At 73.4% G+C, this 21,109-nt stretch carries 19 protein-coding genes and 2 pseudogenes; 8 read left to right on the forward strand and 13 right to left on the reverse strand.

Going from position 1 to position 21,109, the window contains the following annotated elements; all coding sequences use genetic code 11:
- Positions 1 to 21 precede the first annotated feature (21 nt).
- On the reverse strand, positions 22 to 681 hold the full coding sequence (locus tag IO40_RS0109690; RefSeq protein WP_031175265.1) for a response regulator: 660 nt from the start codon (positions 679 to 681) through the stop codon (positions 22 to 24).
- Between the two features lie 86 nt (positions 682 to 767).
- Positions 768 to 2,111, reverse strand: a complete 1,344-nt coding sequence (locus IO40_RS0109695; protein ID WP_031175266.1) for a sensor histidine kinase — start codon at positions 2,109 to 2,111, stop codon at positions 768 to 770.
- Between the two features lie 185 nt (positions 2,112 to 2,296).
- Between IO40_RS0109695 and IO40_RS0109700 the strand changes: the two genes are divergently transcribed.
- Positions 2,297 to 2,902, forward strand: coding sequence for a hypothetical protein (locus IO40_RS0109700; RefSeq protein WP_016469821.1), 606 nt, complete (start codon positions 2,297 to 2,299; stop codon positions 2,900 to 2,902).
- A 39-nt stretch (positions 2,903 to 2,941) separates the two neighbouring features.
- Positions 2,942 to 3,793, forward strand: coding sequence for an aminoglycoside 3-N-acetyltransferase (gene aac(3) / locus IO40_RS0109705; RefSeq protein WP_031175267.1), 852 nt, complete (start codon positions 2,942 to 2,944; stop codon positions 3,791 to 3,793).
- Positions 3,794 to 4,136: 343 nt separating this feature from the next.
- Here aac(3) and IO40_RS0109710 read toward each other — a convergent pair whose 3' ends face one another.
- The 5 genes from IO40_RS0109710 to IO40_RS0109730 all read right to left on the reverse strand — a co-directional run bounded on the left by IO40_RS0109710 (position 4,137) and on the right by IO40_RS0109730 (position 7,913).
- Complete coding sequence (locus tag IO40_RS0109710) at positions 4,137 to 4,982, reverse strand: hypothetical protein (RefSeq protein ID WP_234029807.1); 846 nt, start codon at positions 4,980 to 4,982, stop codon at positions 4,137 to 4,139.
- A 29-nt stretch (positions 4,983 to 5,011) separates the two neighbouring features.
- Positions 5,012 to 5,644, reverse strand: a complete 633-nt coding sequence (locus tag IO40_RS0109715) for an HAD family hydrolase (protein ID WP_031175268.1) — start codon at positions 5,642 to 5,644, stop codon at positions 5,012 to 5,014.
- Positions 5,641 to 6,213, reverse strand: coding sequence for a cob(I)yrinic acid a,c-diamide adenosyltransferase (locus tag IO40_RS0109720; RefSeq protein ID WP_016469825.1), 573 nt, complete (start codon positions 6,211 to 6,213; stop codon positions 5,641 to 5,643). Before IO40_RS0109720 ends, IO40_RS0109715 begins: the two co-directional genes overlap by 4 nt.
- A 94-nt stretch (positions 6,214 to 6,307) precedes the next feature.
- On the reverse strand, positions 6,308 to 7,063 hold the full coding sequence (locus tag IO40_RS0109725) for an ABC transporter permease (RefSeq protein ID WP_031175269.1): 756 nt from the start codon (positions 7,061 to 7,063) through the stop codon (positions 6,308 to 6,310).
- 61 nt (positions 7,064 to 7,124) lie between these two features.
- The gene (locus tag IO40_RS0109730; RefSeq protein WP_031175270.1) at positions 7,125 to 7,913 is read right to left on the reverse strand and encodes an ABC transporter ATP-binding protein; all 789 of its coding nucleotides are present in this window, start codon (positions 7,911 to 7,913) and stop codon (positions 7,125 to 7,127) included.
- An 81-nt stretch (positions 7,914 to 7,994) separates the two neighbouring features.
- Here IO40_RS0109730 and IO40_RS0109735 point away from each other — a divergent pair, with 81 nt between their 5' ends.
- The 4 genes and pseudogenes from IO40_RS0109735 to IO40_RS0109750 all read left to right on the forward strand — a co-directional run bounded on the left by IO40_RS0109735 (position 7,995) and on the right by IO40_RS0109750 (position 13,014).
- Positions 7,995 to 8,651: a TetR/AcrR family transcriptional regulator gene (locus IO40_RS0109735; RefSeq protein WP_030408169.1), complete on the forward strand. Its 657-nt coding sequence runs from the start codon at positions 7,995 to 7,997 to the stop codon at positions 8,649 to 8,651.
- 186 nt (positions 8,652 to 8,837) lie between these two features.
- Positions 8,838 to 9,686: a 3-hydroxyacyl-CoA dehydrogenase family protein gene (locus IO40_RS0109740; protein ID WP_030408170.1), complete on the forward strand. Its 849-nt coding sequence runs from the start codon at positions 8,838 to 8,840 to the stop codon at positions 9,684 to 9,686.
- A gap of 246 nt (positions 9,687 to 9,932) precedes the next feature.
- Positions 9,933 to 10,220 (forward strand): annotated as a pseudogene (locus IO40_RS0109745) (STAS domain-containing protein); the annotation flags it as partial.
- 229 nt (positions 10,221 to 10,449) lie between these two features.
- The gene (locus tag IO40_RS0109750) at positions 10,450 to 13,014 is read left to right on the forward strand and encodes an ATP-binding protein (RefSeq protein WP_030408172.1); all 2,565 of its coding nucleotides are present in this window, start codon (positions 10,450 to 10,452) and stop codon (positions 13,012 to 13,014) included.
- A gap of 151 nt (positions 13,015 to 13,165) precedes the next feature.
- Here IO40_RS0109750 and nucS read toward each other — a convergent pair whose 3' ends face one another.
- Positions 13,166 to 13,828, reverse strand: a complete 663-nt coding sequence (nucS, locus tag IO40_RS0109755; RefSeq protein WP_016469832.1) for an endonuclease NucS — start codon at positions 13,826 to 13,828, stop codon at positions 13,166 to 13,168.
- A gap of 217 nt (positions 13,829 to 14,045) precedes the next feature.
- Between nucS and IO40_RS0109760 the strand changes: the two genes are divergently transcribed.
- Complete coding sequence (locus tag IO40_RS0109760; RefSeq protein ID WP_016469833.1) at positions 14,046 to 14,438, forward strand: SCO5389 family protein; 393 nt, start codon at positions 14,046 to 14,048, stop codon at positions 14,436 to 14,438.
- A 321-nt stretch (positions 14,439 to 14,759) separates the two neighbouring features.
- Here the strand turns inward: IO40_RS0109760 and IO40_RS0109765 are convergent, their stop codons facing one another.
- Positions 14,760 to 15,818 (reverse strand): LLM class flavin-dependent oxidoreductase, encoded by a 1,059-nt coding sequence (locus tag IO40_RS0109765; RefSeq protein ID WP_016469834.1) that lies wholly within the window; start codon positions 15,816 to 15,818, stop codon positions 14,760 to 14,762.
- Positions 15,819 to 16,106: 288 nt separating this feature from the next.
- Here IO40_RS0109765 and IO40_RS0109770 point away from each other — a divergent pair, with 288 nt between their 5' ends.
- Entirely contained in the window at positions 16,107 to 16,469 is a 363-nt protein-coding gene (locus IO40_RS0109770) for a hypothetical protein (protein ID WP_016469835.1), read from the forward strand.
- Between the two features lie 39 nt (positions 16,470 to 16,508).
- On the opposite strand, the gene IO40_RS0109775 is transcribed toward IO40_RS0109770, so the two are convergent.
- From IO40_RS0109775 to IO40_RS0109790, 4 genes and pseudogenes are all read right to left on the reverse strand, one after another.
- Positions 16,509 to 17,495, reverse strand: a complete 987-nt coding sequence (locus IO40_RS0109775; RefSeq protein ID WP_030408174.1) for an ABC transporter permease subunit — start codon at positions 17,493 to 17,495, stop codon at positions 16,509 to 16,511.
- 239 nt (positions 17,496 to 17,734) lie between these two features.
- Positions 17,735 to 19,084 (reverse strand): annotated as a pseudogene (locus IO40_RS0109780) (ABC transporter ATP-binding protein); the annotation flags it as partial.
- Positions 19,085 to 19,209: 125 nt separating this feature from the next.
- Positions 19,210 to 19,980 (reverse strand): ABC-2 transporter permease, encoded by a 771-nt coding sequence (locus tag IO40_RS0109785; protein WP_016469838.1) that lies wholly within the window; start codon positions 19,978 to 19,980, stop codon positions 19,210 to 19,212.
- Complete coding sequence (locus IO40_RS0109790; protein WP_031175272.1) at positions 19,977 to 21,056, reverse strand: ATP-binding cassette domain-containing protein; 1,080 nt, start codon at positions 21,054 to 21,056, stop codon at positions 19,977 to 19,979. The genes IO40_RS0109785 and IO40_RS0109790 overlap by 4 nt, the downstream gene beginning before the upstream one ends.
- Positions 21,057 to 21,109: the final 53 nt, after the last annotated feature.

Raw genomic sequence — 21,109 nt, forward strand, 5'->3', positions numbered from 1 at the left:
CGGTTCAGCCTGCGGGACGGTTCAGCCGGTCTCGACGCCCCACTCCTGCGCCAGGACGGCCGCCTGGGTGCGGCTGCGCAGCTCCAGCTTGGCCAGCAGCCTGCTGACGTGCGTCTTGACGGTGGCCTCCGCCATGACGAGCCGGTCCGCGATCTCCGCGTTCGACAGACCCTCGCCCAGGCAGCCGAGCACCTGCCGCTCCCGGCGGGTCAGTTCCGCCAGTCCGGGCGGCGGGGTGCGTTCCGGGTCCGGCTCGCGCGCCGTCCGCAGCCCGGCGAACTCGGAGATCAGCCGCCGGGTGACCGCGGGCGCGATCATGCCCTCGCCCCGGGCGACGGTACGCACGGCCTCCACCACGGTCGCGGCGTCACTGTCCTTGAGCAGAAAGCCGGCCGCCCCCGCGCGCAGGGCGCCGAAGACGTACTCGTCCAGGTCGAACGTCGTGAGCACCAGCACGTCGGCCAGTCCCTCGCCGGTGATACGGCGGGTGGCCGTCACCCCGTCCAGGCGCGGCATCTGGATGTCCATCAGCACCACGTCCGGGGCCAGTTCCGCGGCGAGCCGTACCGCCTCCTCGCCGTCGCCGGCCTCGCCGGCCACCGTGATGCCGCTGGCGTGGCGCAGGATGAGGACGAGCCCCGCGCGGACGGCCTGCTGGTCCTCGGCGACCAGTACCTGGATGTCCCGCTGCTCGCTGTCCTGCCGCGCGCTGTCCTGCTGCGCCTCGGCGTCCCGGGCGTGCCGGACGCCGCCCCGGTCCTCGTCGTTCACACATCCCGCCTTCCCTGGTCCGGCACCGTGCCGGCCTGCTGGAGCTGCCGTGGGCCCTGCGGCTGTCCGCCTTCCTCACCCGGGTCGGGAAGCACCGCGTCGACCTCCCACAGCCGCGCGCCGCCCGGTGCGGTGACCGGCCCGGTGGACAGGCTCCCGCGCAGCAGCTCCACCCGCTCCCGCATGCCGACCAGACCCGCCCCCGCGCCGGGCGCACGCGGCCCCTCACCGGCCGGCGGAGTGCGGGGCAGGGGAGAGGTGACCCGGACACGTAGCTGCCCGGCCGGGGCCGCGCGGCCGTCCGCGTGGCGCAATTCGACCGTGACCGGGCCCGGTGCGGCGTGCTTGACCGCGTTGGTGACGGCCTCCTGGACGATGCGGTAGGCGGCCAGCTCCACCGGTGCGGCGGGCCGGTGGCCGGGTGGGCGGTGGTCGGAGAGGACGAACGTGCGGCCGTCGCCCGCCATGGTGCGGGCCCGCTCCAGCAGTGCGTCGAGCCCGTCGAGCGAGGGGGTGGCCGCGGGCTCGTCGGCGTCCGCCGCACTGCGCAGCAGCCCGATGAGGCGGCGCATCTCGGCCAGGCCCTGCACACTGTTCTCGCGGATGACACCGAGCGCGTCGCGGGCCGCCTCGGCGCCGTGCGGGCCCTCGTGCAAGGAGAGGGCGGCGGTGGAGTGGATCGCGATGGCCGAGAGGTGGTTGGCGACCACGTCGTGCAGCTCGCGCGCCATGCGGGCGCGTTCGGCGTCGATGGCCTGCTTGCGGTCCAGCTCGGCCAGCAGTGCCGTCTGTTCGGCGCGCAGCCGCTCGGCCGCCGCCTGGGCACGGTGGTTGCGGATCATCTCGCCCGTGGTGGTCGGCACCAGCAGCACACCCGCACAGGCGGCGATGAGCAGCAGCACCTCCCGCTGGTGCAGCACGACGGCCATCACCGCGGACAGCACGACGGTGACGGCCACCGATCCGTACAGCACCGCCTTCGACAGCCGCGCGGAACCGTAGAGGACCGCCGCGTACAGCATGTCGGTGAACAGCACCGTGGTGGCCAGCAGGGAACCGGCCAGCATGTCGGCGGCCTGCGCGAGTAGCGCCACGTACAGCACGTACGGCTGGCCGGTACGGCGCAGCGCTGCCGCCAGGCTCATCACCGCCAGCGGCACGAGCGTCAGCCAGCCGGGCAGACCGCCGAGCAGCGGCCGGCTGTTGAGGTCGAGCGCCCACAGCAGCAGGCCGCACGCGGTGCCGGCCAGGGCGATGAGCACGTCCTCCGGGTGCGGGCGCAGGGTGCGCGGCGCGTGGGCGTTCGGAACCCAGGCTGCGGCGGTGGTCATGCCCTCCATTGTCCCGTGCCGCTCGCTCCTCCGCCCGGGTGAGCCGGGACGGACGGCGACTGCATCTTTCGATGCACCCGGGGCGGCGCGGAATCGTCGGGCGCGACGACGTGAGGGGGGCCGGGCGCGGGTGACCCTGGTGGGGCCGGTCCGCCACCGGGACCGGAGGGGAACAGAACGAGGGGGCCACCACCGTGATCGTGACGCTGATCATCGCCTGCGAGGTCGGCTTCTGGGTGCTGCTCGCAGCGGGTCTCGCGCTGCGCTACCTGGCCCGGATGCCCCGTACCGGCGCGGCCGTGCTGCTGTGCGAGCCGCTGCTGGAGGTGGTGCTGCTGGTCGCCACGGCGATCGACCTCAAGAACGGTGCGGAGCCCGATGTCTGGCACGGCCTGGCCGCCGTCTACATCGGCGTCACCGCCACCCACGGCCACTACATGGTCAAGTGGGCGGACGGGCACGCGGCACGTCTGCTCAAGCGCGGCCCCCGCCCGGCCGGGCCGCCGAAGTACGGGTGGCCGCGCGCCGTCCACGAGTGGAAGATGGCCGCGCGCGGCGTCGGGGCAGCCGCCATCGCCGCCGCGCTCCTCCAGATCGCCGTCTGGTACGTGGGCGAGGGCACCACCCAGAGCGAGCCGCTGCACGACTGGCAGCTGCGGGTGGCGATGTACGCGGGGATCTGCGTGCTGATCGCGGTGACCTACACGGTCTGGCCCAAACAGGCGCCCGCCGAGGCGGCTTCCGGGAAATCCGGCCCCGCCGAGGAGAGCCGGCCGGTGGACAGCGGCGCCCGCCGATAACCGCGGGTGTCCCTCCGCGTGCGCACCTAGGCTGGCCGTATGGACGAACAGGCGCTGCTCGCCCGCTCCCGGGGACCGGTCACCCGCAGCCGGCTGGCCCGGGATCTGGCCGCTCTCGGTGTCCGCGACGGCGACACCCTCATGTTCCACACCCAGCTCTCGGCGCTCGGATACGTGCCGGGCGGCCCCCTCACCGTCATCGGCGCCCTGCGGGACGTCCTGGGCGATGCGGGCACGCTGCTGGCCTACAGCGGCTGGAACGACCAGCCGCCCGCCGAACTGGGGGAGTGGCCGGCCGCGTGGCAGGACGCGGTACGGGCCGAACACCCGGCGTTCGACCCCCTGCTGAGCGAGGGCACCCACGACAACGGCCGGCTGCCCGAGGCGCTGCGGCACATGCCGGGTGCGCGGCGCACGGCGCACCCGGACAGCTTCGTGGCGCTGGGTGCCCGGGCCGCGGAGCTGGTGGACGACGTCCCCTGGGACGACCTGTACGGCAGCGAGGGAGTGCTCGGCCGTCTCGTGGCCCGGGGCGGCCGGGTGCTGCTGCTGGGCGCCCCGCTGGACGCGCTGACGCTCCTGCACCACGCCGAGTCCCTCGCGCAGGCGCCGGGCAAGAGGTATCTCACCTACCAGGTGCCCGTGCTGGACGAGCACGGCGAGCGGGTGTGGCGGACCTACTGGGACGTGGACACCGAGGACGGGGCTTTCTCCTACGGGCAGGCCGTCCCCGAGGGCGTGTGGCCGTTCACGGTCATCGCCCAGGCGGCCCTCGCCGCGGGCATCGGCACCAGCGGCACCGTCGGCGCGGGCGAGAGCCATCTGTTCGACGCGGCGGAGCTGGTGCGGTTCGGCGTGAAGTGGATCGAGGAGCACATCAGGCAGCCGTGAGGCCGCCGGGACGGCGGGTCCGATGGGGGCTCCGTCCTACGTGACGTGCCGGGCGCGTACGTACGGGGTGCGGTACGTACGGGGCGCGCGCACCGGTCCGTACGCGCCGGGCCCACATGCCTGAGCGTCCGGGCCCGCGTGCCGGCGTGCAAGGTCGCGCACGCCCACCGCGCCCGAGCCCGCGCGCCGGAGTGCGGCGGGCTCGGGCCTTCGGGAGTGGGACGGAGCGCGGCGCCGGGGCGGAACTGCCGCCCGTCTGGCCGCGCTCCTCCGGCAGATGAACGCGGCCCGGCAGATGAACGCCTGCACGGCAGGGGAGAGCCGGCCTGGCGGACGGGCGTCGTCAGGCGGACGGGTCGCGGCCGGGGGCCTTGGAGCTGTCCGGCTGCTTGAGTGCTTCGAGCGTCGCGCGGGTGTCTTCCTTCATCCAGCCGGTGACCTCGGAGGCGGACGGCGGCTCGTAGTGCTCGTCGACACCGCCGCCGAACCAGCTCCAGCTCATCTCGTAGGTCATCCACCCGGCGCGCACATGGAGCTTGAGGCTGCCCAGGGTGTCGCCGCGCTGCTCCTCGATCAGGTACGCCTCGTCGCCGAAGCCCTTCACCGGGGTGATCTCGTACTTGTACTGGCCGGTCTCCTGGTCCTCCCAGATGCGCTGGGACGAGGCGAACTCACCGGTGGGGTCGGACTTCTTGTGCCACTCGGCGCGGGTGGTCACATAGGTGGTCGGCGGGGTGCTGGAGGTCTCGCCCCGCTGGGTCAGGGTGCGGCTGCAGGTGCTGACGTCGATGCCCTCCTGCTGCGAGGAGTAGCCGTCGGGATTGTCCGAGTCCGGCTCGCGGACCTCGTACTGCTTCTTGAACGCGTCGAGCTTCGCCGTCTCGCACATGTCGTGGTGGAACTGGTGCCCCCGGAAATCCGGTGACGGCTCGTTGTCGAGCGCGCCGGTCGCCATCAGCGTCACCACCCAGGTGACCGAGGCGAGCACCACGCCGCCCAGCGCCCACAGCCAGCGCGGGCCGCCGCCGCGTGCCGGCGGGGCGGGTGGCGGTCCGGGCGGTCCGGGTGGTCCGGGCGGGACCGGCGGCTGCGCGTACGGGTTGAACTGGTACGCGGGCATCGCGGATGCGGTGGGTTGCTGTGAGTGCGGCTGCTGTGGCTGCTGTGGCTGTGCCCCCGATATGGCCATGCTGGGCACAGTACCCGTCGAAGCCCCGGTCAGGAGGTGCGGGATGCGGGGAGACGGGCCGCGAAAGCGTCGAGGACGTCCAGTGTGCTCGCCCGGTCGGTGTGCTGGTGGGCGGACATGCCCAAAGCCCTGGCCGCCGCCACGTTGGGCGCCATGTTGTCGACGAACAGCGCGTCCTGGGCCGCGACGCCCAGCAGGTCCAGGGTGTGCGTGTAGATGCGGGGGTCCGGTTTGGCGAAGCCCACCTCGCACGAGAGCACGGTGACATCCGCGGTCTCCAGGACCTCCCCGAGGTTGGGGCGGGCGTCGGGCCAGGCGTTGCTGACGAACGCGACGGCGGCCCGGCCGCGCAGCGCCGCCACCGCGTCCAGCAGTGTCCGGTCCCAGACCGGGTGCGCCACGAGATCGGCGCGCACCTCGGCGAGCTGGCCCTCCGTCAGGCCGAGGCGCTGTCGCACCACCGACCACCATTCGGCGCCGCTCATCCTGCCGACGAGGACCTCGGTGTCGTTGCCCGCGTACACGGCGGTCACGAAGTCCCGTTCGCTGATGTCCAGCCTGGCCGCCCATTTGGCGGAGGCGGCGGGCAGTTTGTCGTGCACCAGGACGCCGCCCAGGTCGATCAGCAGAGCGGGCCTCCTGCGGGCCGCCGCCGCGCTCACCGCTCGCCTCCCGGGACCCACAGCACGTCGCCGACGGCCTTGTTGGCGGTACGGGCCAGGATGAACAGCAGGTCGGAGAGGCGGTTGAGGTAGGTGGCGGTCAGCGGGTTCATCGTCTCGCCGTGCTCCTCCATGGCGGCCCAGGTGGAGCGTTCCGCCCTGCGGACGACGGTGCACGCCTGGTGCAGCAGTGCCGCACCGGGGGTGCCGCCCGGGAGGATGAAGGAGCGCAGCTTCTCCAGTTCCTCCAGGAAGCGGTCGCAGTCCTCCTCCAGCTTGTCGATGTACGCCTGCTCGACGCGGAGCGGCGGGTACTCGGGGTTCTCCACCACGGGGGTGGAAAGGTCGGCGCCCACGTCGAACAGGTCGTTCTGGACCCGCAGCAGTACGGTGCGGACCTCCTCGTCGAGGCTGCCGAGTGCCAGGGCGACACCGATCGCGGCGTTGGCCTCGTTGGCGTCGGCGTACGCCGCGATGCGGGAGTCGGTCTTGGCGGTGCGGCTCATGTCGCCGAGTGCGGTGGTGCCCTTGTCGCCGGTACGGGTGTAGATCCGCGTGAGGTTAACCATGCTGCGAGCGTAGCCCGCACGGTGCGGCGGGGAAGGGCGCCGCCGCACCCGTGGTGCCGCACCCGATGCCGGCCGGTGCCGTACGGGCGGTGTCTCAGGCGTTCGCCTTGCGGAAGACCTGTGTGCCCAGTCCCAGTGCGAGCGCCGCCAGGGCCGCGGCGACAGCGGCGCCCAGGGCAAGGGGGCCGCCGGCGTAGTGCCCGGTGAAGGCGTCGCGCACGCCGTCGACCACGTACCGGAAGGGCACGCACCGCGAGACGGCGTCCAGCCAGCCGGGCGCCAGCGTCATCGGCAGCAGGATGCCCGACAGCAGGGTGGCGGGCATGTTGAGCGAGCTGATGACGGGGGCGAACTCCTGCGGCGAGCTGACCCGCATGGCCAGCGCGTACGACAGCGAGGCGAGGGCGGCGGCCAGCAGCCCCAGCAGGCCGAAGGCGATCAGCACGCCCGCCACGGGCGCACGCAGGCCGAAGGCGAGGGCGGCCACGAGCAGCAGCAGGGACTGCGCGAAGAGCTGGAGGACATCGCGTACGAGGCGCCCCAGCAGCAGCGCGAGCCTGCTGACGGGGGTCACGCGCATCCGCTCCACCACGCCGTGGTGCTTCTCGATCAGGAGGGTGAATCCGGCGAACGTGGAGGAGAAGAGGCACAGCTGGACGAGGAGTCCGGGGACGAGGGTCTGCCAGGAGTCGCCCCGGCCGCCCAGATCGACGTCCTGGAGGAGCGGGCCGAAGAAGACGAGGAACACCAGGGGCTGGAGCGCCCCGAAGAGCAGTCCCGCGCGGGCGGCGAGTGTCTGCCGGATGTAGCGCCCGGCGACGATGCCGGTGTCGGTGAGGAGATGGGACACGGCTGGTCCGTTTCTGTCCGTTGGCGGTGTGGTGGGTGACGCCGTGCGGGCGGGCGGGCCGTCAGACGGCGACGGGCGCGTTCTCGGTCTCCCGGCCGGCCCGGCGACCGGTGAGGGCGATGAAGGTGTCCTGGAGGGTGGCGTCGGGCGAGCCGCCGTGCAGCTGTTTCAGCTCGGCCGAGGTGCCCTGCGCGACGATCCGGCCGCCGTCCACGATCACCAGCCGGTCGGCGAGGGCGTCCGCCTCGTCGAGGTAATGGGTGGTCAGGAAGACGGTGGTGCCGTGCTTCTCGCGCAGACGCCGCACCAGCTGCCACAGGCCGGCCCGGCTGGCCGGGTCCAGTCCGGTCGTGGGCTCGTCCAGGAAGAGCAGCCCGGGTGCGTGGGTGAGCGCCATGGCGATGTCCAGGCGCCGCCGCTGGCCGCCGGAGAGGGCGCCGCAGGGGCGGTCCAGCAGGCCGGTGAGGTCCAGTTCCCCCGCCAGTTCCTCGGTGCGGCGGGCGGCTTCCGTCTTGCCGAGCCGGTAGAGGCGGCCCTGGGTGGTCAGCTCCTCGCGGACGCTGACGGCGGGGTCGGTGCCGCCGGACTGTGCGACGTAGCCGATGCGTTCCCGCACGCCGCCGGGGTCGGTGATCAGGTCGCGGCCCGCCACCGTGACCTTGCCCGCGGTGGGCGTCAGCAGGGTGGTGAGCATCCGCAGGGTGGTGGTCTTTCCCGCTCCGTTGGGCCCGAGGAAGCCGATGATCTCGCCCTGCGGCACGGTCAGGTCGATGCCGCGTACGGCCTCGACGGTGCCGTTCTTGGTGCGGAAGGTCCGGGTCAGCCCGGCGGTGTGGATGGCTGCTGGCATGATGGACAGAAAAACAGAGAGACTTAAAACTTGCAACCTCCCCAAAATTTCATGCACACCATGGACGCGTACGATGAGGGCATGACCAGTACCGCCCCCAAGGAGGGCCGCCGGGAACGGAAGAAGCGGGAGACCCGGCAGCGGATCTCCGACATCGCCACCGGTCTGTTCTTGGCGCGCGGCTTCGACGCGGTCACCATCGCCGAGATCGCCGAGGCCGCCGACGTCTCGGTCAACACCGTCTACAACTACTTCCCGGCCAAGGAGGACCTCTTCTTCGACCGCGAGGAGGAGATGGCCGACCGCACCGCGGCCCTGGTGCGGGACCGGGCGCCCGGGCAGTCCGCGGCCGACGCGGTGCTGGGCCGGCTGCGCCAGGACATCGCCGAACGGAACCTGTACGCGGGCATCCGCGAGGGCTTCGGCGACTTCATGCGGGTCGTACGGGAATCGCCCGCACTCGTCGCACGGCTGATGGTGCTGCACCACCGCATCGCCGACCGGCTGCGCGAGACGCTGGCGGCCGAGACCGGCGCGGCCCCCGACGACCCGATGCCCGAACTCGTCGCCTACGAACTGGTCAACCTCGTCGATCTGGTGACCCGGCGCGCCACGCTCAGCGTCACCGACGGGGCCTCACCCGAACAGGCCGCCCGTGCCGCACTCGCCAAACTGGACGCCTACGAGTCCCTGGTCACCGACGAGCTCCTCAACTACGCGACCCGGCCCGCCGAGTGAGTCCCGTACGGTGGGATCCACCCGCCGGTGTGACGTCCGCCATGTGAGACGTGATACGTGTCTCTTCGCCACCCACGCCCCGCCGATAAGCGCTAATGTCCGCCCAACGGACGGTCATTCACGGGAGCGCGGGCGACGCCGCGTCGGCGGCCGGGACGCCCGGCGGGACGAAGTGAGGGGAACAACGTGGCGAAGAAGCTCGCCGTCATCGGGGCCGGTCTCATGGGTTCCGGCATCGCACAGGTCTCCGCCCAGGCCGGCTGGGACGTGACGCTCCGCGATGTGACGGACGAGGCGCTCACCCGGGGCACCGACGCGATCAAGGCGTCGTACGACAAGTTCGTCTCCAAGGGCAAGCTGGCGGCGGAGGACGCGGAGGCGGCGCTCGGCCGCATCACCACCACCACGGACCTGGACGCGGCGGCCGACGCGGATGTCGTCGTGGAGGCCGTGTTCGAGAAGATCGAGGTCAAGCGGGAGATCTTCGCCGCCCTCGACAAGCTCGTCGGCGACGAGACGGTGCTGGCCTCCAACACCTCCGCCATCCCCATCACGAAGATCGCCGCGGCCACCGGGCGTCCGGAACGGGTCGTGGGCACCCACTTCTTCTCGCCGGTGCCGATGATGGCCCTGTGCGAGCTGGTGCGGGGCCACAAGACCAGCGACGAGACGCTTGCGACCGCCCGCCGGTTCGCCGAGTCCGTCGGCAAGACCTGCGTCGTCGTCAACCGTGACGTGGCCGGTTTCGTCACCACCCGCCTCATCTCCGCCCTCGTCGTGGAGGCGGCCAAGCTGTACGAATCCGGGGTCGCCTCCGCCGAGGACATCGACACGGCCTGCAAGCTGGGCTTCGGTCACGCCATGGGGCCGCTCGCCACCGCCGATCTGACCGGCGTGGACATCCTGCTGCACGCCACCGAGAACATCTACACCGAGTCCCAGGACGGCAAGTTCGCCCCGCCCGAGCTGATGCGCCGCATGGTCGACGCGGGCGACCTCGGTCGCAAGAGCGGCCAGGGCTTCTACTCGCACTGACCTTCCCCGCACACCACTGACCCCCGTCGGCACCCCACCGACACCCCGCAGCACCACCGCACAGCCGCCCCGGTCCGCACACCACGGCCGGGGCGCCCCGTTCCCGGCCCTCCGCTCGCCCACGCGGGTGAAAGTCGGTATCGGTCAGGACACGGGCGGCAACTCCACCACGGCGGCACCCGTCATCCGTGGTGGGGCCCGCATCACTGAAGGAATCACGCCACGGACACCATTCCGGGAGCACATATGCATATCAGGGGCGACCACGCCGAGCTGGTCGTCGGAGGTCGTCTCGACGTCCGCAGCGCGGCGGACGCCCGTACGGTCCTGCACGCCGCCGTCGACTCGGGTGACGGAGACCTCGTGCTCGACCTCGCCGAGCTCGACTCGTGGGACGCCACGGGGCTCGGCGTCATCATGGGCGCCCACCGCCGCGCCGGGCGCTGCGGCAGGAGGCTCGTCCTGCGCGAGGTGCCACCGCAGATGCAGCGCGTCCTGGTGGCGACCCGGCTGCACCGCATCCTCGCCATCGAACCCGCGACCACCCCCGGCGGCCGGCCCGCCACCCAGACCGCCCCGGCAGGCCCTGCCACCCCCGGTGCACCACCCGCCTCACCCGGTACGGGAACGCCCGGCATACTGGCGAACCCATGACAAGACCACCGGTACCGTCCCGGCACGTCTCCGTCTCCCGCAGAATGGAACGTGCGCGCCGGACCGGTCCCTCCCGGGCGGCCGGACGCGCCACCTGTTCTTGGGAGACATGACGATGGAACGGCACGGCAGCGACCGCGACGCGCACGGCGACCAGCACCAGCCCACCGGCGACCGGCCCGCCCCCCAGGGGGCCAGGGCCGTCCAGCTCGTCGCCGACCGCTATCTCGTCACGGTCAACCCGGTCGACGGCAGCGAGGTCGAACCCTGCCCGCCCGGCGCACAGCACACCCCGCCCGCCCGACGCGCACCGCAGGACCGCACCGAGCAGGACACCGCCGTGCGGGCCACGCTGCCGCCCGGCAGCATGATCGAACGCGACGAGGAACGCGAACGCCTCACCAGGCTGCTCACCCGGGGCCGCTCCGTGCGGCTGACCGGACCGGCCGGATCGGGCCGCAGCGTCCTGCTCGACGCCGTGGCCCAGGACGTCGCCCACCTCGCGCCCGACGGCGTCGTCCGCCTCAGCGGCCACCGCCGCACCGCGAGCGACCTGATGTACGACCTGTTCGCCGCCGTGCACAGCGCGCCGCTGCACCGCCCCGGCAAGGAGGAGCTGCTGGGCGCGCTGGCCGGGATCGGGGCCGTCGTCCTCGTGGACGACCTGGAATGCGGCGGCGCCGCCCTCGACGAACTGCTGCGGGCCACCCCCGAGTGCGCCTTCCTGTTCGCCGCCACCCCCGACACCCCCGCCCCCGCCGCCGACTCGTGCGTCGAAGAGGTCTTCCTGCCGGGGCTGAGCCGCACCGCCTGCGTCGAACTGCTGGAACGGGCCGTCCACCGGCAGCTCACCGACGACGAGGCCGACTGGGCGGCCGATCTGTGGGTGGCCTGCGAAGGGCTGGCCCGGCGCTTCGTGCAGGCCGGCGCGCTGCTGCGGCTCCAGGGCAGCGACGGCGTCGTCCCCGGCCTCACCGGCGACGCGGCCCTGGCACCGCTGCTGGCCGCCGCCCTCCCGGAAGCCGGCCGCGGCGCCCTGCGACTCGCCCTCGCCCTCGACGGGGAACTCCCGCACGCCGGCCACCTGCCCGCCCTCACCGGCGACCCGCAGGCCGAGACGTGCGTGCCCGAACTGCTCGACTCCGGCCTCATCAGCCCCGTCGGCGGCCACTACCGGCTCGCCGACGGCGTCGCGGGCCAGCTCACCGAGGCCGGCTACGGCGAAGGCCGCGCCAGCCACGCCCTGACCGCCGTCCAGCACTACACGTGGTGGGCCAAGCAGCCCGCCGCCACCACCGACCTGGTCACCCAGGAGGCCGACGCACTGCTGGCCGCCGTACGCGCCGCACGGCGCGGCGGCAACGCGAGCGCCGCCGTGCTGCTCGCCCGCACCGCCGCCCCCGTGCTCGCCGCCGGGATGCGCTGGAGCGCCTGGGAACGGATGCTGCGCGACGGCCAGGAGGCGGCACGGGCCGCGGGCGAGCTCGCCGAGGAGGCGTACTTCCACCACGAGCTGGGCGTCCTCGCCCTGGTCGCCGGCCACCCGGAGCGGGCCCGCACCGAGCTGGAGGCGGCGCTGGGGCTGCGCGGCACCCTCGGCGAGCAGCGCGGCATGGTGGCGGGCCGCCGGGCGCTCGCCCTGGTCACGGACCGGCTCGCGGTGAGAGGCGGCTCGCAGGCACCCACGGGCGGCCCGGGTCCGTTCGGCGCGGTGGCCCCGGGTACGACGGTGCCCATGGCGCCCGTGGCGGGCCCCGTGGACGACGCCGCGACCACCGCAGTGCAGCCGGCCGTGCCGACGCCGCCCGAGGCGACGACCGCCGCCTTCCCGGCCGCCACCACCGCACCGCTCCCGTCCGCCGGCACACCGGACCCCGGGGCCGGTACGACGTCCGGCGGTGCGAAGTCGCGCAGCGGGGCGTCCGGCAGCGCGAAGCGCGCCGGCGTGAAGTCCCGTGCGGACAGCGGCAGTGGGTCCGCCGGGGCCGGTGCGGCTGCCGCCAAGGGCGGGCGGCACGGCTCCGCAGGCGGCTGGCGCGCCCTCGCCGGCGGCGGCTGGCGCACCCTCACCCGCAGCAGGCGGAACATGGCGGCGGCCGGGGCGGGGGCCCTGCTCGCCGCCGTGCTCGGCACCGTCGTCACCCTGGGCGCCGTCTCGGACGACGGCCCGCCCGCCTCCCAGCGGTCCCGCACCTCCGAGCACCACAGCAAGCAGGACAACGCCCCCGGCGACGACGAGCCGGGCACCGGTGGCGAGGTCGGCATCCCCGACCAGCAGCAGCGTCCGGCCGCCGGTACGCCCTCGCAGGAGCCGGACGGGACGGGCTCGCCGCAGGAGGACGGCGACGAGACCCCCACCGACGACCCGAGCACGTCCACGGGCTCCCCCGGCAGCCCCGACGAGTCCGGCACCCGCGAGCCGGGCGACGGCTCGTCCTCGTCGCAGAAGCCGCCGCCCTCCTCGCACAAGCCCCCGTCCTCGACCCCGGACGACCCGCCCTCCTCCGAGGACCCGCCGCCGCCCACCGACGACCCGACCACCCCCGACCCGCCCGCCTCCTCGGGCGGCGGGGACGGCGGAACGCCCGGCGGCGGCTCGCCCGGCGGTACGGCGACCGACCGGACCACCAGCAGCGGCAGCGCCCCGGCGTCCGGCTCCCCGAGCGCGCAGTAGCGGTCGCTTTCCGGGCACGCCCGGCCGCCGGTCCACGGGCGTGCCCGGCCGCCTCGGTCCACGGGCGCGCCGTGACCGGCTCCCGGACCGCTCGGTGAACGCAGAGGTCCCCGCACCGGCCGGCCGGTGCGGGGACCTGACGTGACGGGCTTCAGAACAGGCGCAGTTTGTCGTCCTCGATGCCCCGCAGGGCGTCGTAGTCGAGGGTGACGCAGTCGATGCCCCGGTCGGTGGCCAGCACCCTTGCCTGGGGCTTGATCTCCTGGGCGGCGAACACGCCCTTGACCGGCGCGAGATGCGGGTCGCGGTTGAGGAGTTCGAGATAGCGGGTGAGCTGCTCGACCCCGTCGATCTCACCGCGCCGCTTGATCTCGATGGCGACCGTGGCGCCGTCGCCGTCGCGGCCCAGGATGTCCACCGGACCGATGGCGGTGGGGAACTCCCGGCGGATCAGCGTCCAGCCGTCGCCCAGGGTCTCCATACGGTCCGCGAGCAGCTCCTGGAGGTGTGCTTCCACGCCATCCTTGATCAGGCCCGGATCCACGCCCAGTTCGTGGGAGGAGTCGTGCAGTATCTCCTCCATCGTGATGATGAGTTTCTCGCCAGCCTTGTTCTCCACCGTCCAGCGGTGGTCGTCTCCCTCTTTCAGGGTGCACGGCGGAGACATCCAGTTGAGGGGTTTGTACGCACGGTCGTCGGCGTGCACGGACACCGAGCCGTCGGCCTTGATCAGGATGAGCCTGGGCGCCGACGGAAGGTGCGCGGTGAGCCTGCCGGCGTAGTCCACGGAGCAGCGGGCGATGACGAGACGCATGGTCGCTCACGCTACTGGACGGCACCGCCCGCGCGCGATTCGCCCCTGGATGAGGCGTTCGACGGTGGCGCGAGTATTCCCATTCTCGTGCTGTCCTCACCGCCGGAGCCGTACGGTAAGGCAGGGCGTCGCCGTCCGAGGTTGCGCGACTACACGGTGATGTCCCTTCACCCCCAAAAGACCCGGCCCCGCGCCAGGGTCGCGAGAGGAGAAGCCCATGTCGCTCGACGTCCCACCCGCGCTGCTGGAGCAGGCGGAGCGTGGCGAGGTGGATGAGGCGGCGTTCGTCGACTGCGTCCGCACGTCCCTCCCGTACGCGTGGGAAATGATCAGCTCGCTCGTCGCGCAGTTGAAGGTGGACGGCGGTGAGTTCGCCGACAACCAGACCCCGCCCCCGGACGAGCAGCACCGCGGCCAGCTGCTCCGCGCACTGGCGAGCGACGCGATCCGGGGAGCTCTGGAACGCCACTTCGGGGTACGGCTCGCGTTCCAGAACTGCCACCGGGTCGCGGTCTTCCCGCTCGACGCCTCGGCGGACGAACGTCTCGCCCGCTTCACCTCCATCCGCGGCCAGTTGCTCAACCAGTCCCCGGAACTGCGCGACTGCTGACCGCCGCTCCCGGCGGCTGACACGGTCGACGCGGTCGCCGGCGCGCCCGTCGCGGCGGTGGTACGCCACCGCCGCGACGGGCTTCGCCTCCGGCGCTCGGGACTACGGGGTACGCGCTCGGTCCTGGAGCTGTGCATGGGGCGCGCGGTTCGGTGCGGTCGTTCCGGCGGCCGGTCCCGGCATCGGTCCCGGTGCCTTGCGCCGCCCACTGCGCTGTCGTCCGTCTGCGTCCCCGGTGGACCCGCAGGCGCGTCCGTGTGCGCCCGGTGGGCCCGTATCCGTGCCGGTGCCGTCCCGGCCCGGCAGTGCGCCGGGAGGGGCTCAGCGCAGCAGGGGCAGCACCTCACCGGCGAGCCGGTGGACGTTGTGCACCGTCGCGTCGTGGTCGCCGGTGCCCTCCAGCAGGAGCGCGAACCGGCTGATGCCGGTGCGCTCGGCCGTGGCCGCGAGCCGGTCCGCGCACAGCCGCGGGGTGCCCACCGGGTGCAGCTCGCACAGCAGTTGGGTGTAGTCCACCGGGTCGCGCATGGAGCGGGGCCGTCCGTCGACGGTCACGTGCTGGCCGAGCCCTTCGCGCAGCCAGCCCGGCATCCCCTTGAGCAGGGACTCGCGGGCCTCGTCGTGGGAGTCGGCGACCTGGGCGACCCCGGCCGACACATGGCGGGTGGCGACGGACTCCACCGTCTCGGGCGGGTGGCCGGCCGCCAGTGCCTCGCGGCGCCACATGCTCGTCATCCGGGCCTTCTCCTCGTCCCCGCAGTGCATGCCCACCAGCATGGGGAGCAGCCGGGCGGCGGCCAGCCGGACGGTGGCCGGGGATGTGCAGGCGACGATCACGGGCGGCCCGGCGCCGCCGCTCCGCCGCACGCCACCGTGGGGGACGGCTGAGCGGTCGGGACGCGGCACCACCGGGACCTCGCGGAAGCGGAAACGCTCTCCCCGGGCGTCCACCCGGGGTTCGCGCAGCCAGCGCAGCAGCAGGTCCAGCGCTTCGGGGAAGTGCTCCTCGTACGCGGCCAGTCCGCCACCGAACACCTCCAGGTCCACCCACGGCCCGCCCCGGCCCACGCCCAGGGTGAACCGGCCGTCGGAGACCAGGTGCAGGAGCGCGGTCTGTTCGCCGAGCGCCACCGGATGTGTGGTCGGCAGCACACTGACCGCTGTGCCGACCCCGATCCGCCGTGTGCGCCCCAGCAGCAGCGCCGCCAGGGTCACCGCGGAGGGGCATACGCCGTACGAGACGAAGTGGTGTTCCGCGAGCCAGACGTCGTCCAGCCCGGCTTCCTCCGCGGCCTCCGCTTCCCGTACCGCCCGGTCCAGTGCCTCGTCCTGTTGCTGGCCCGGGAACTGTGCGCCCAGGACGAAAGCTCCGATTCGCATTCCCCACCGCCTTGTGTCCTTCGTGGCCGCCCGGCCCGGCCGGGTGCCCGGGGACACCGCGCACCCCACTCAGCACTAACGCCTGACACGTGCCGAAGGCACGGCCGCCACCCCATTCATCAGATGAACGCCGATCATGGGCTGCCTGTGGACAACCCGCGGCGCCCCCGCCCGGCGTGCGTAGGCTGGAAAGCACACGGCCAACCGTGCCCCAGCGGCATCAGCGCACCGCGGCGGCGGGTGAGGCCGTCGGTCCGTCCATCGCCGTCGACTCTCCGAGGTGCCCACGTGTCCCCGCGCCGTAACCGCCCCCGCGGCGGTGCCGTCAAGTCAGCCAAGGCCGCCCGCAACGGCATCGCGGCGAACCGCGACGACGAGGACCGGGGCGGCCGGGAACGCTTCGGCCTGGAGCGCACCGAGGACTGGCGCGGCGAGGAGTGGGCGGTCCGCCAGATAAGCGGAGGCGCCGCGCTCAAGCACTACCGGTGCCCCGGATGCGACCAGGAGATCCCGCCCGGGGTGCCCCACGTGGTCGCCTGGCCCCTGCTGGGTGACGTGGACGACCGGCGGCACTGGCACCGCGCCTGCTGGAACGCCCGCGACCGCCGCACCGCCCGGCTGCAGCGGTCCCGCAACGCCCCCCGGTACTGAGGGACTCCCCAGTACCGAGGGGCGTCGCGGGGGCCGCCCTCACACGTCGCGCTTGTTGAGCAGGGCGTACGCCGCGGCGAGCACCAGCAGGGTGACGACGGCGAGGCCGCCCAGCAGGGGCCAGCCCGTGGCGTCCGGATCGTCGGCCATCGGGATGCGGTAGAGGGAGGCCAGACCGTTGAGGGGGGAGTACTCGATGAGCTTTTCGCGGATGTCCTGCAGGGCCTCGCCCGCCATGAACAGCGCCATCACCAAGGGCAGCAGCACCAGCCCCATCATGGTCGTGATGGCCCCGGCGGAGTGCCGCAGCAGCGCGCCCACCGCCAGGGACAGCAGCCCCAGCAGGGCCACGTACAGACCGGCGCCCACCGTGGCGCCCAGCCACTCGCCGCCGGAGGCGACCAGCTTCCCTCCTTCGAAGGAGTCGGCGAGAGGGCTCCTGGACTCGTACGAGGGAAGCGTCTGGTCGCTCAGCAGCGCGTCGTTGATCAGCGCGGTGAGCGTGCAGGCCAGCGTCGTCATCACGAACGCCAGCAGGAAGAAGACGACGGCCTTGGCCAGCAGCACCCGGCCGCGCTGCGGGCAGGCGGTCAGGGTGGTGCGGATCATGCCGGTGCCGTACTCGGAGCTGATCACCAGCACCCCGAGCGTGATCACACACAGCTGGCCGAGCATCAGCCCGAACAGACCGGGGGAGAGCAGCGGCATACCCAGGAAGCTGTCCCCGCTCAGACCGGCGGCCGTCACCAGGCCGATCCCGACCACGAGGACGAACATCACGCCGAGGGTCCACACCGTGGAGCGCACGGTACGGATCTTCGTCCACTCCGCCAGCAGCGCGTGGCCCAGATGGGAGCGGGCCATGGGGATCGGCGAGGTGTAGCCGGCACCCAGTGGCGCGCCCGGCTGCGGGGCCTGCCCGACGGGCTGCTGCATGGCCGGCTGCGCGGGTGGCTGCTGCGCCGGGTGCGGGGCGGCGGGCTGGGCGGGGACCGGGGCCTGACCGTCGTACTGCTGGGTGCTCATCGGGCGTCCTCGCCTTCGTTCGTGGCGTCGCCGCTCGGTGCGCCCTGGGAGGGGGCCGAGGGCGGGGGAGCGGGGGTGGCGTGCGGTGCGGGGGCGTCCGTGGCGTAGGGGTTGGCGCCGGGCGCCTGGGCACGCATCTGGAGCGTGCCGCTCTCCCGCGGGCCCGCCTGCGGGGTGCCGGGGTACGGGGCACCCGCCGGGGCCGCCCCTCCCGGCTGTGGGGGTGCCCCTTGCGGTGCCGCTCCCTGGGATGCGGCTTCCTGGGGTGCGGCCCCCGCTGAGGGCGCCTGCGCGGAGAGCGCCTGCGGGGAGGCCGCCTGCGGCGCCTCAGGGTGGGCCGGCACGCCGGGCTGCGGGGCGCTGGGCTGCGGTACGCCGGGCTGCGGGGCGCCCGGCTGCGGGGCCGGGGCCTGTGGGGCGGCGCCCTGGTGCGCTCCCTGGTGCGCTCTCTGGTGCGGCGCGGGCTGCGGGCTCCCCTGCGGCGCGGGCGGCGCCATGGGGGGCGCCCCGGCCCCGCCCGGAACGGCCGCCGCCTGCGGTGCGGGGGAGCCGGGCGCCCCCGGTGCCGCCCCCGGCATCCCCGCGGGCCCGCCCGGCAGCCCGGCGGGGGCCGGGGCGGTGCCCGCCGCGACCGTCCCGGGGGCCGGCTGGTGCAGGCCGGCGCGCTGGTCGGCCGTGGAGCGGTAGTCGACCGCGCCCTGGGTGAGCCGCATGTACGCCTCTTCGAGGGACGCCTGGTGCGGGGACAGCTCCCACAGCCGCACGTCGGCACCGTGCGCCACGTCGCTGATGCGGGGCAGCGGCAGACCGGTGACGCGGAGCGCGCCGTCCTGCTCGGGCTGGGTGTGGCCGCCCGCCTCGTGCAGCGCGGAGACCAGCTTCTCGCGCTGTTCGGGCTCGCCGTCGGGTGTGCGGACGCGGGCGAAGCCTATGGAGTGGCGTTCGATGAACTCCCTGACGGACATGTCGGCCATCAGCTGTCCGCGCCCGATGACGATGAGGTGGTCGGCCGTCTGTGCCATCTCGCTCATCAGGTGGCTGGAGACGAAGACAGTGCGCCCTTCACTCGCCAGACGCCGCATCAGGTTGCGGACCCACAGGATGCCCTCGGGGTCGAGCCCGTTGACGGGCTCGTCGAAGAGCAGCACCTGCGGGTCGCCGAGCAGCGCCGCCGCGATGCCGAGCCGCTGGCCCATGCCGAGGGAGAAGCCCTTGGAGCGCTTCTTGGCGACGTCCTGGAGTCCGACGACGCCGAGCACTTCGTCCACCCGGCGGGCCGGGATGCCGGACAGCTGGGCCAGGGAGAGCAGATGGTTGCGGGCGCTGCGCCCGCCGTGCACGGCCTTGGCGTCGAGCAGGGCGCCGACCTGCCGGGGGGCGTTGGGCAGGCTCCGGAAGGAGTGCCCGCCGACGGTGACCCGCCCGGAGGTGGGGGTGTCGAGCCCCAGGATCATGCGCATGGTGGTGGATTTCCCCGAGCCGTTGGGCCCCAGGAATCCGGTCACGGCCCCTGGCCGGACTTGGAAGGACAGGTTGTAGACGGCCGTCTTGGCGCCGTAGCGCTTCGTCAGGCCGTACGCCTCGATCATCTTCGCCCCTGGACGTAAGTTCGGGGCTCACGTGCCCCCGGACATGGCCTAGGAGGGTACGAGAGGGCTGATCGGTTCCGTCGGGCGGGCCCGCACCGGGGCGGACCGGGTGCGGGGCGGCGGGATCAGGCGTCGCGCTTCTTGAGGACGATCAGCCCCGCGACCAGGGCCGCCGCCGTCCACCCCACCAGGATCAGCAGCCCCTCCCAGGGGCCGTAGGGGCGGTCGAGGGTCTCGGGCACCACGGAGATCACGGTGGTCCCGGCCTGGTCGGGGAGGTACTGCCCGACCTTCTTGGTGGCCTCGACGGTGCCCAGGATGTTGGAGACGAGGAAGAACCAGGGCATCAGGATCGCGAAGGCCAGCAGCGGGCTGCGCAGCACGAAGGTGATGCCGATGGCGAACAGGGCGATGAGCGCCATGTAGAGGCCGCCGCCGAACACGGCGCGCAGCACCCCCGGGTCGCCGATGCCCACGCCGTGCGGTCCGAGCAGTGCCTGGCCGAGGAAGAACGTGCCGAAGCTCGTGATCATGCCGACGACGAGCACCAGTGGCCCGGCGACCAGGACTTTGCACCACAGGAAGGTGGCCCGCTGCGGTACGGCGGCCAGGGAGTTGCGGATCATCCCGGTGCTGTACTCGGCGGAGACGACGAGCACACCGAAGGCGATCATGGCGAGCTGCCCGATGCCCATGCCCGCGAAGCTGGTGTAGGTCGCGTCGAAGGTGGTGCGGCTGGTGGGGGACAGGTCGTCGAACGTGGAGGCCGTCACGGCGCAGATCAGGGCGCCCAGCCCGATGGTGACAAGGACGGCGGCGGCCAGTGTCCAGACGGTGGAGCGGACCGAGCGGATCTTGGTCCACTCGGAGGTGAGCACGCGCGCGGTGTGGTTCATCGTCCCCCTCCCCTCCGCCGCCAGTCCTGTCCCCATGCGGGCGGAGGCTGCCCGCCGCCCGGCGGGCCCTGCGCCGGGCCGGTAGCCTCGCCGGGGCCGGTACCCGTGCCGGAGGCGGGGCCGCCCGCCGGTCCGGGCGGCTGTCCGGGGGCCGGCGTGTCGCCGTCGCCGGGTGCGTGGCCGTGGTACTCGACGCTCTGCGCGGTCAGCCGCATGAACGCCTCCTCCAGCGAGGCCCGCTGGGTGCTCAGCTCGTGCAGCACCAGCCGGTGCTCGGCGGCGAGTTCCCCGATCCGCGGTGCCTCGGCGCCGTCCACCTCCAGGGCGCCGTCCGCGCCGGTCGCCGGGCGCAGTCCCTCGGCGGTGAGCACGTCCCGCATCCGTTCGGGCTCCGGCGTACGCACCCGTACGTGCGTACGGGAATTCTCGGCGATGAACTGCGCCATCGAGGTGTCCGCGAGCAGCTTGCCCTGCCCGATGACGACAAGGTGCTCCGCGGTCTGCGCCATCTCGCTCATCAGATGGCTGGAGACGAACACGGTGCGCCCCTCGCGCGCCAGGCGCTGCATCAGTGTGCGGATCCAGTGGATGCCCTCGGGATCGAGGCCGTTGACCGGCTCGTCGAACATCAGGATGCGCGGGTCGCCCAGCAGCGCGCCGGCGATGCCGAGCCGCTGCCCCATGCCGAGGGAGAAGCCCTTGGGCCGCTTGCGCGCCACACCTTCGAGCCCGACCATCTCCAGCACCTCGCCGACCCGCCGCTCGGGGATGCCGTTGGACTGGGCCAGGCACAGGAGATGGTTGTAGGCGCTGCGCCCGCCGTGCACGCCCTTGGCCTCCAGCAGGGCGCCGATGCTGTGGAGCGGCTCCTTGAGCTCGGTGTAGTGCTTGCCCTCGATGCGTACGTCGCCCCGCGTGGGGGCGTCCAGCCCGAGGACCATACGCATCGTGGTGGACTTGCCCGCGCCGTTCGGGCCCAGGAAGCCGGTGACCGTACCGGGACGTACGGTGAAGCTGAGACCGTCCACGGCGGTCTTGGGCCCGTACCGTTTCGTCAGGTCCCGCAGCTCGATCATTCTTCGACGCTAAAGGCGCCCCGGCGCCCCCGCCACTCCTGCGCGCCGTCCTC

Origin of the sequence: Streptomyces albus subsp. albus, assembly GCF_000725885.1 — a bacterium.
Taxonomy (GTDB): Bacteria; Actinomycetota; Actinomycetes; order Streptomycetales; family Streptomycetaceae; genus Streptomyces; species Streptomyces albus.

Coding starts and splice junctions, on each gene's coding strand:
- IO40_RS0109695 (WP_031175266.1), bottom strand. CDS start 2,111: ATGGAGGGCATGACCACCGCCGCAGCCTGGGTTCCGAACGCCCACGCG.
- IO40_RS0109710 (WP_234029807.1), bottom strand. CDS start 4,982: ATGGCCATATCGGGGGCACAGCCACAGCAGCCACAGCAGCCGCACTCA.
- IO40_RS0109720 (WP_016469825.1), bottom strand. CDS start 6,213: ATGGTTAACCTCACGCGGATCTACACCCGTACCGGCGACAAGGGCACC.
- IO40_RS0109730 (WP_031175270.1), bottom strand. CDS start 7,913: ATGCCAGCAGCCATCCACACCGCCGGGCTGACCCGGACCTTCCGCACC.
- IO40_RS0109735 (WP_030408169.1), top strand. CDS start 7,995: ATGACCAGTACCGCCCCCAAGGAGGGCCGCCGGGAACGGAAGAAGCGG.
- IO40_RS0109750 (WP_030408172.1), top strand. CDS start 10,450: ATGACGATGGAACGGCACGGCAGCGACCGCGACGCGCACGGCGACCAG.
- nucS (WP_016469832.1), bottom strand. CDS start 13,828: ATGCGTCTCGTCATCGCCCGCTGCTCCGTGGACTACGCCGGCAGGCTC.
- IO40_RS0109760 (WP_016469833.1), top strand. CDS start 14,046: ATGTCGCTCGACGTCCCACCCGCGCTGCTGGAGCAGGCGGAGCGTGGC.
- IO40_RS0109765 (WP_016469834.1), bottom strand. CDS start 15,818: ATGCGAATCGGAGCTTTCGTCCTGGGCGCACAGTTCCCGGGCCAGCAA.
- IO40_RS0109775 (WP_030408174.1), bottom strand. CDS start 17,495: ATGAGCACCCAGCAGTACGACGGTCAGGCCCCGGTCCCCGCCCAGCCC.
- IO40_RS0109785 (WP_016469838.1), bottom strand. CDS start 19,980: ATGAACCACACCGCGCGCGTGCTCACCTCCGAGTGGACCAAGATCCGC.
- IO40_RS0109790 (WP_031175272.1), bottom strand. CDS start 21,056: ATGATCGAGCTGCGGGACCTGACGAAACGGTACGGGCCCAAGACCGCC.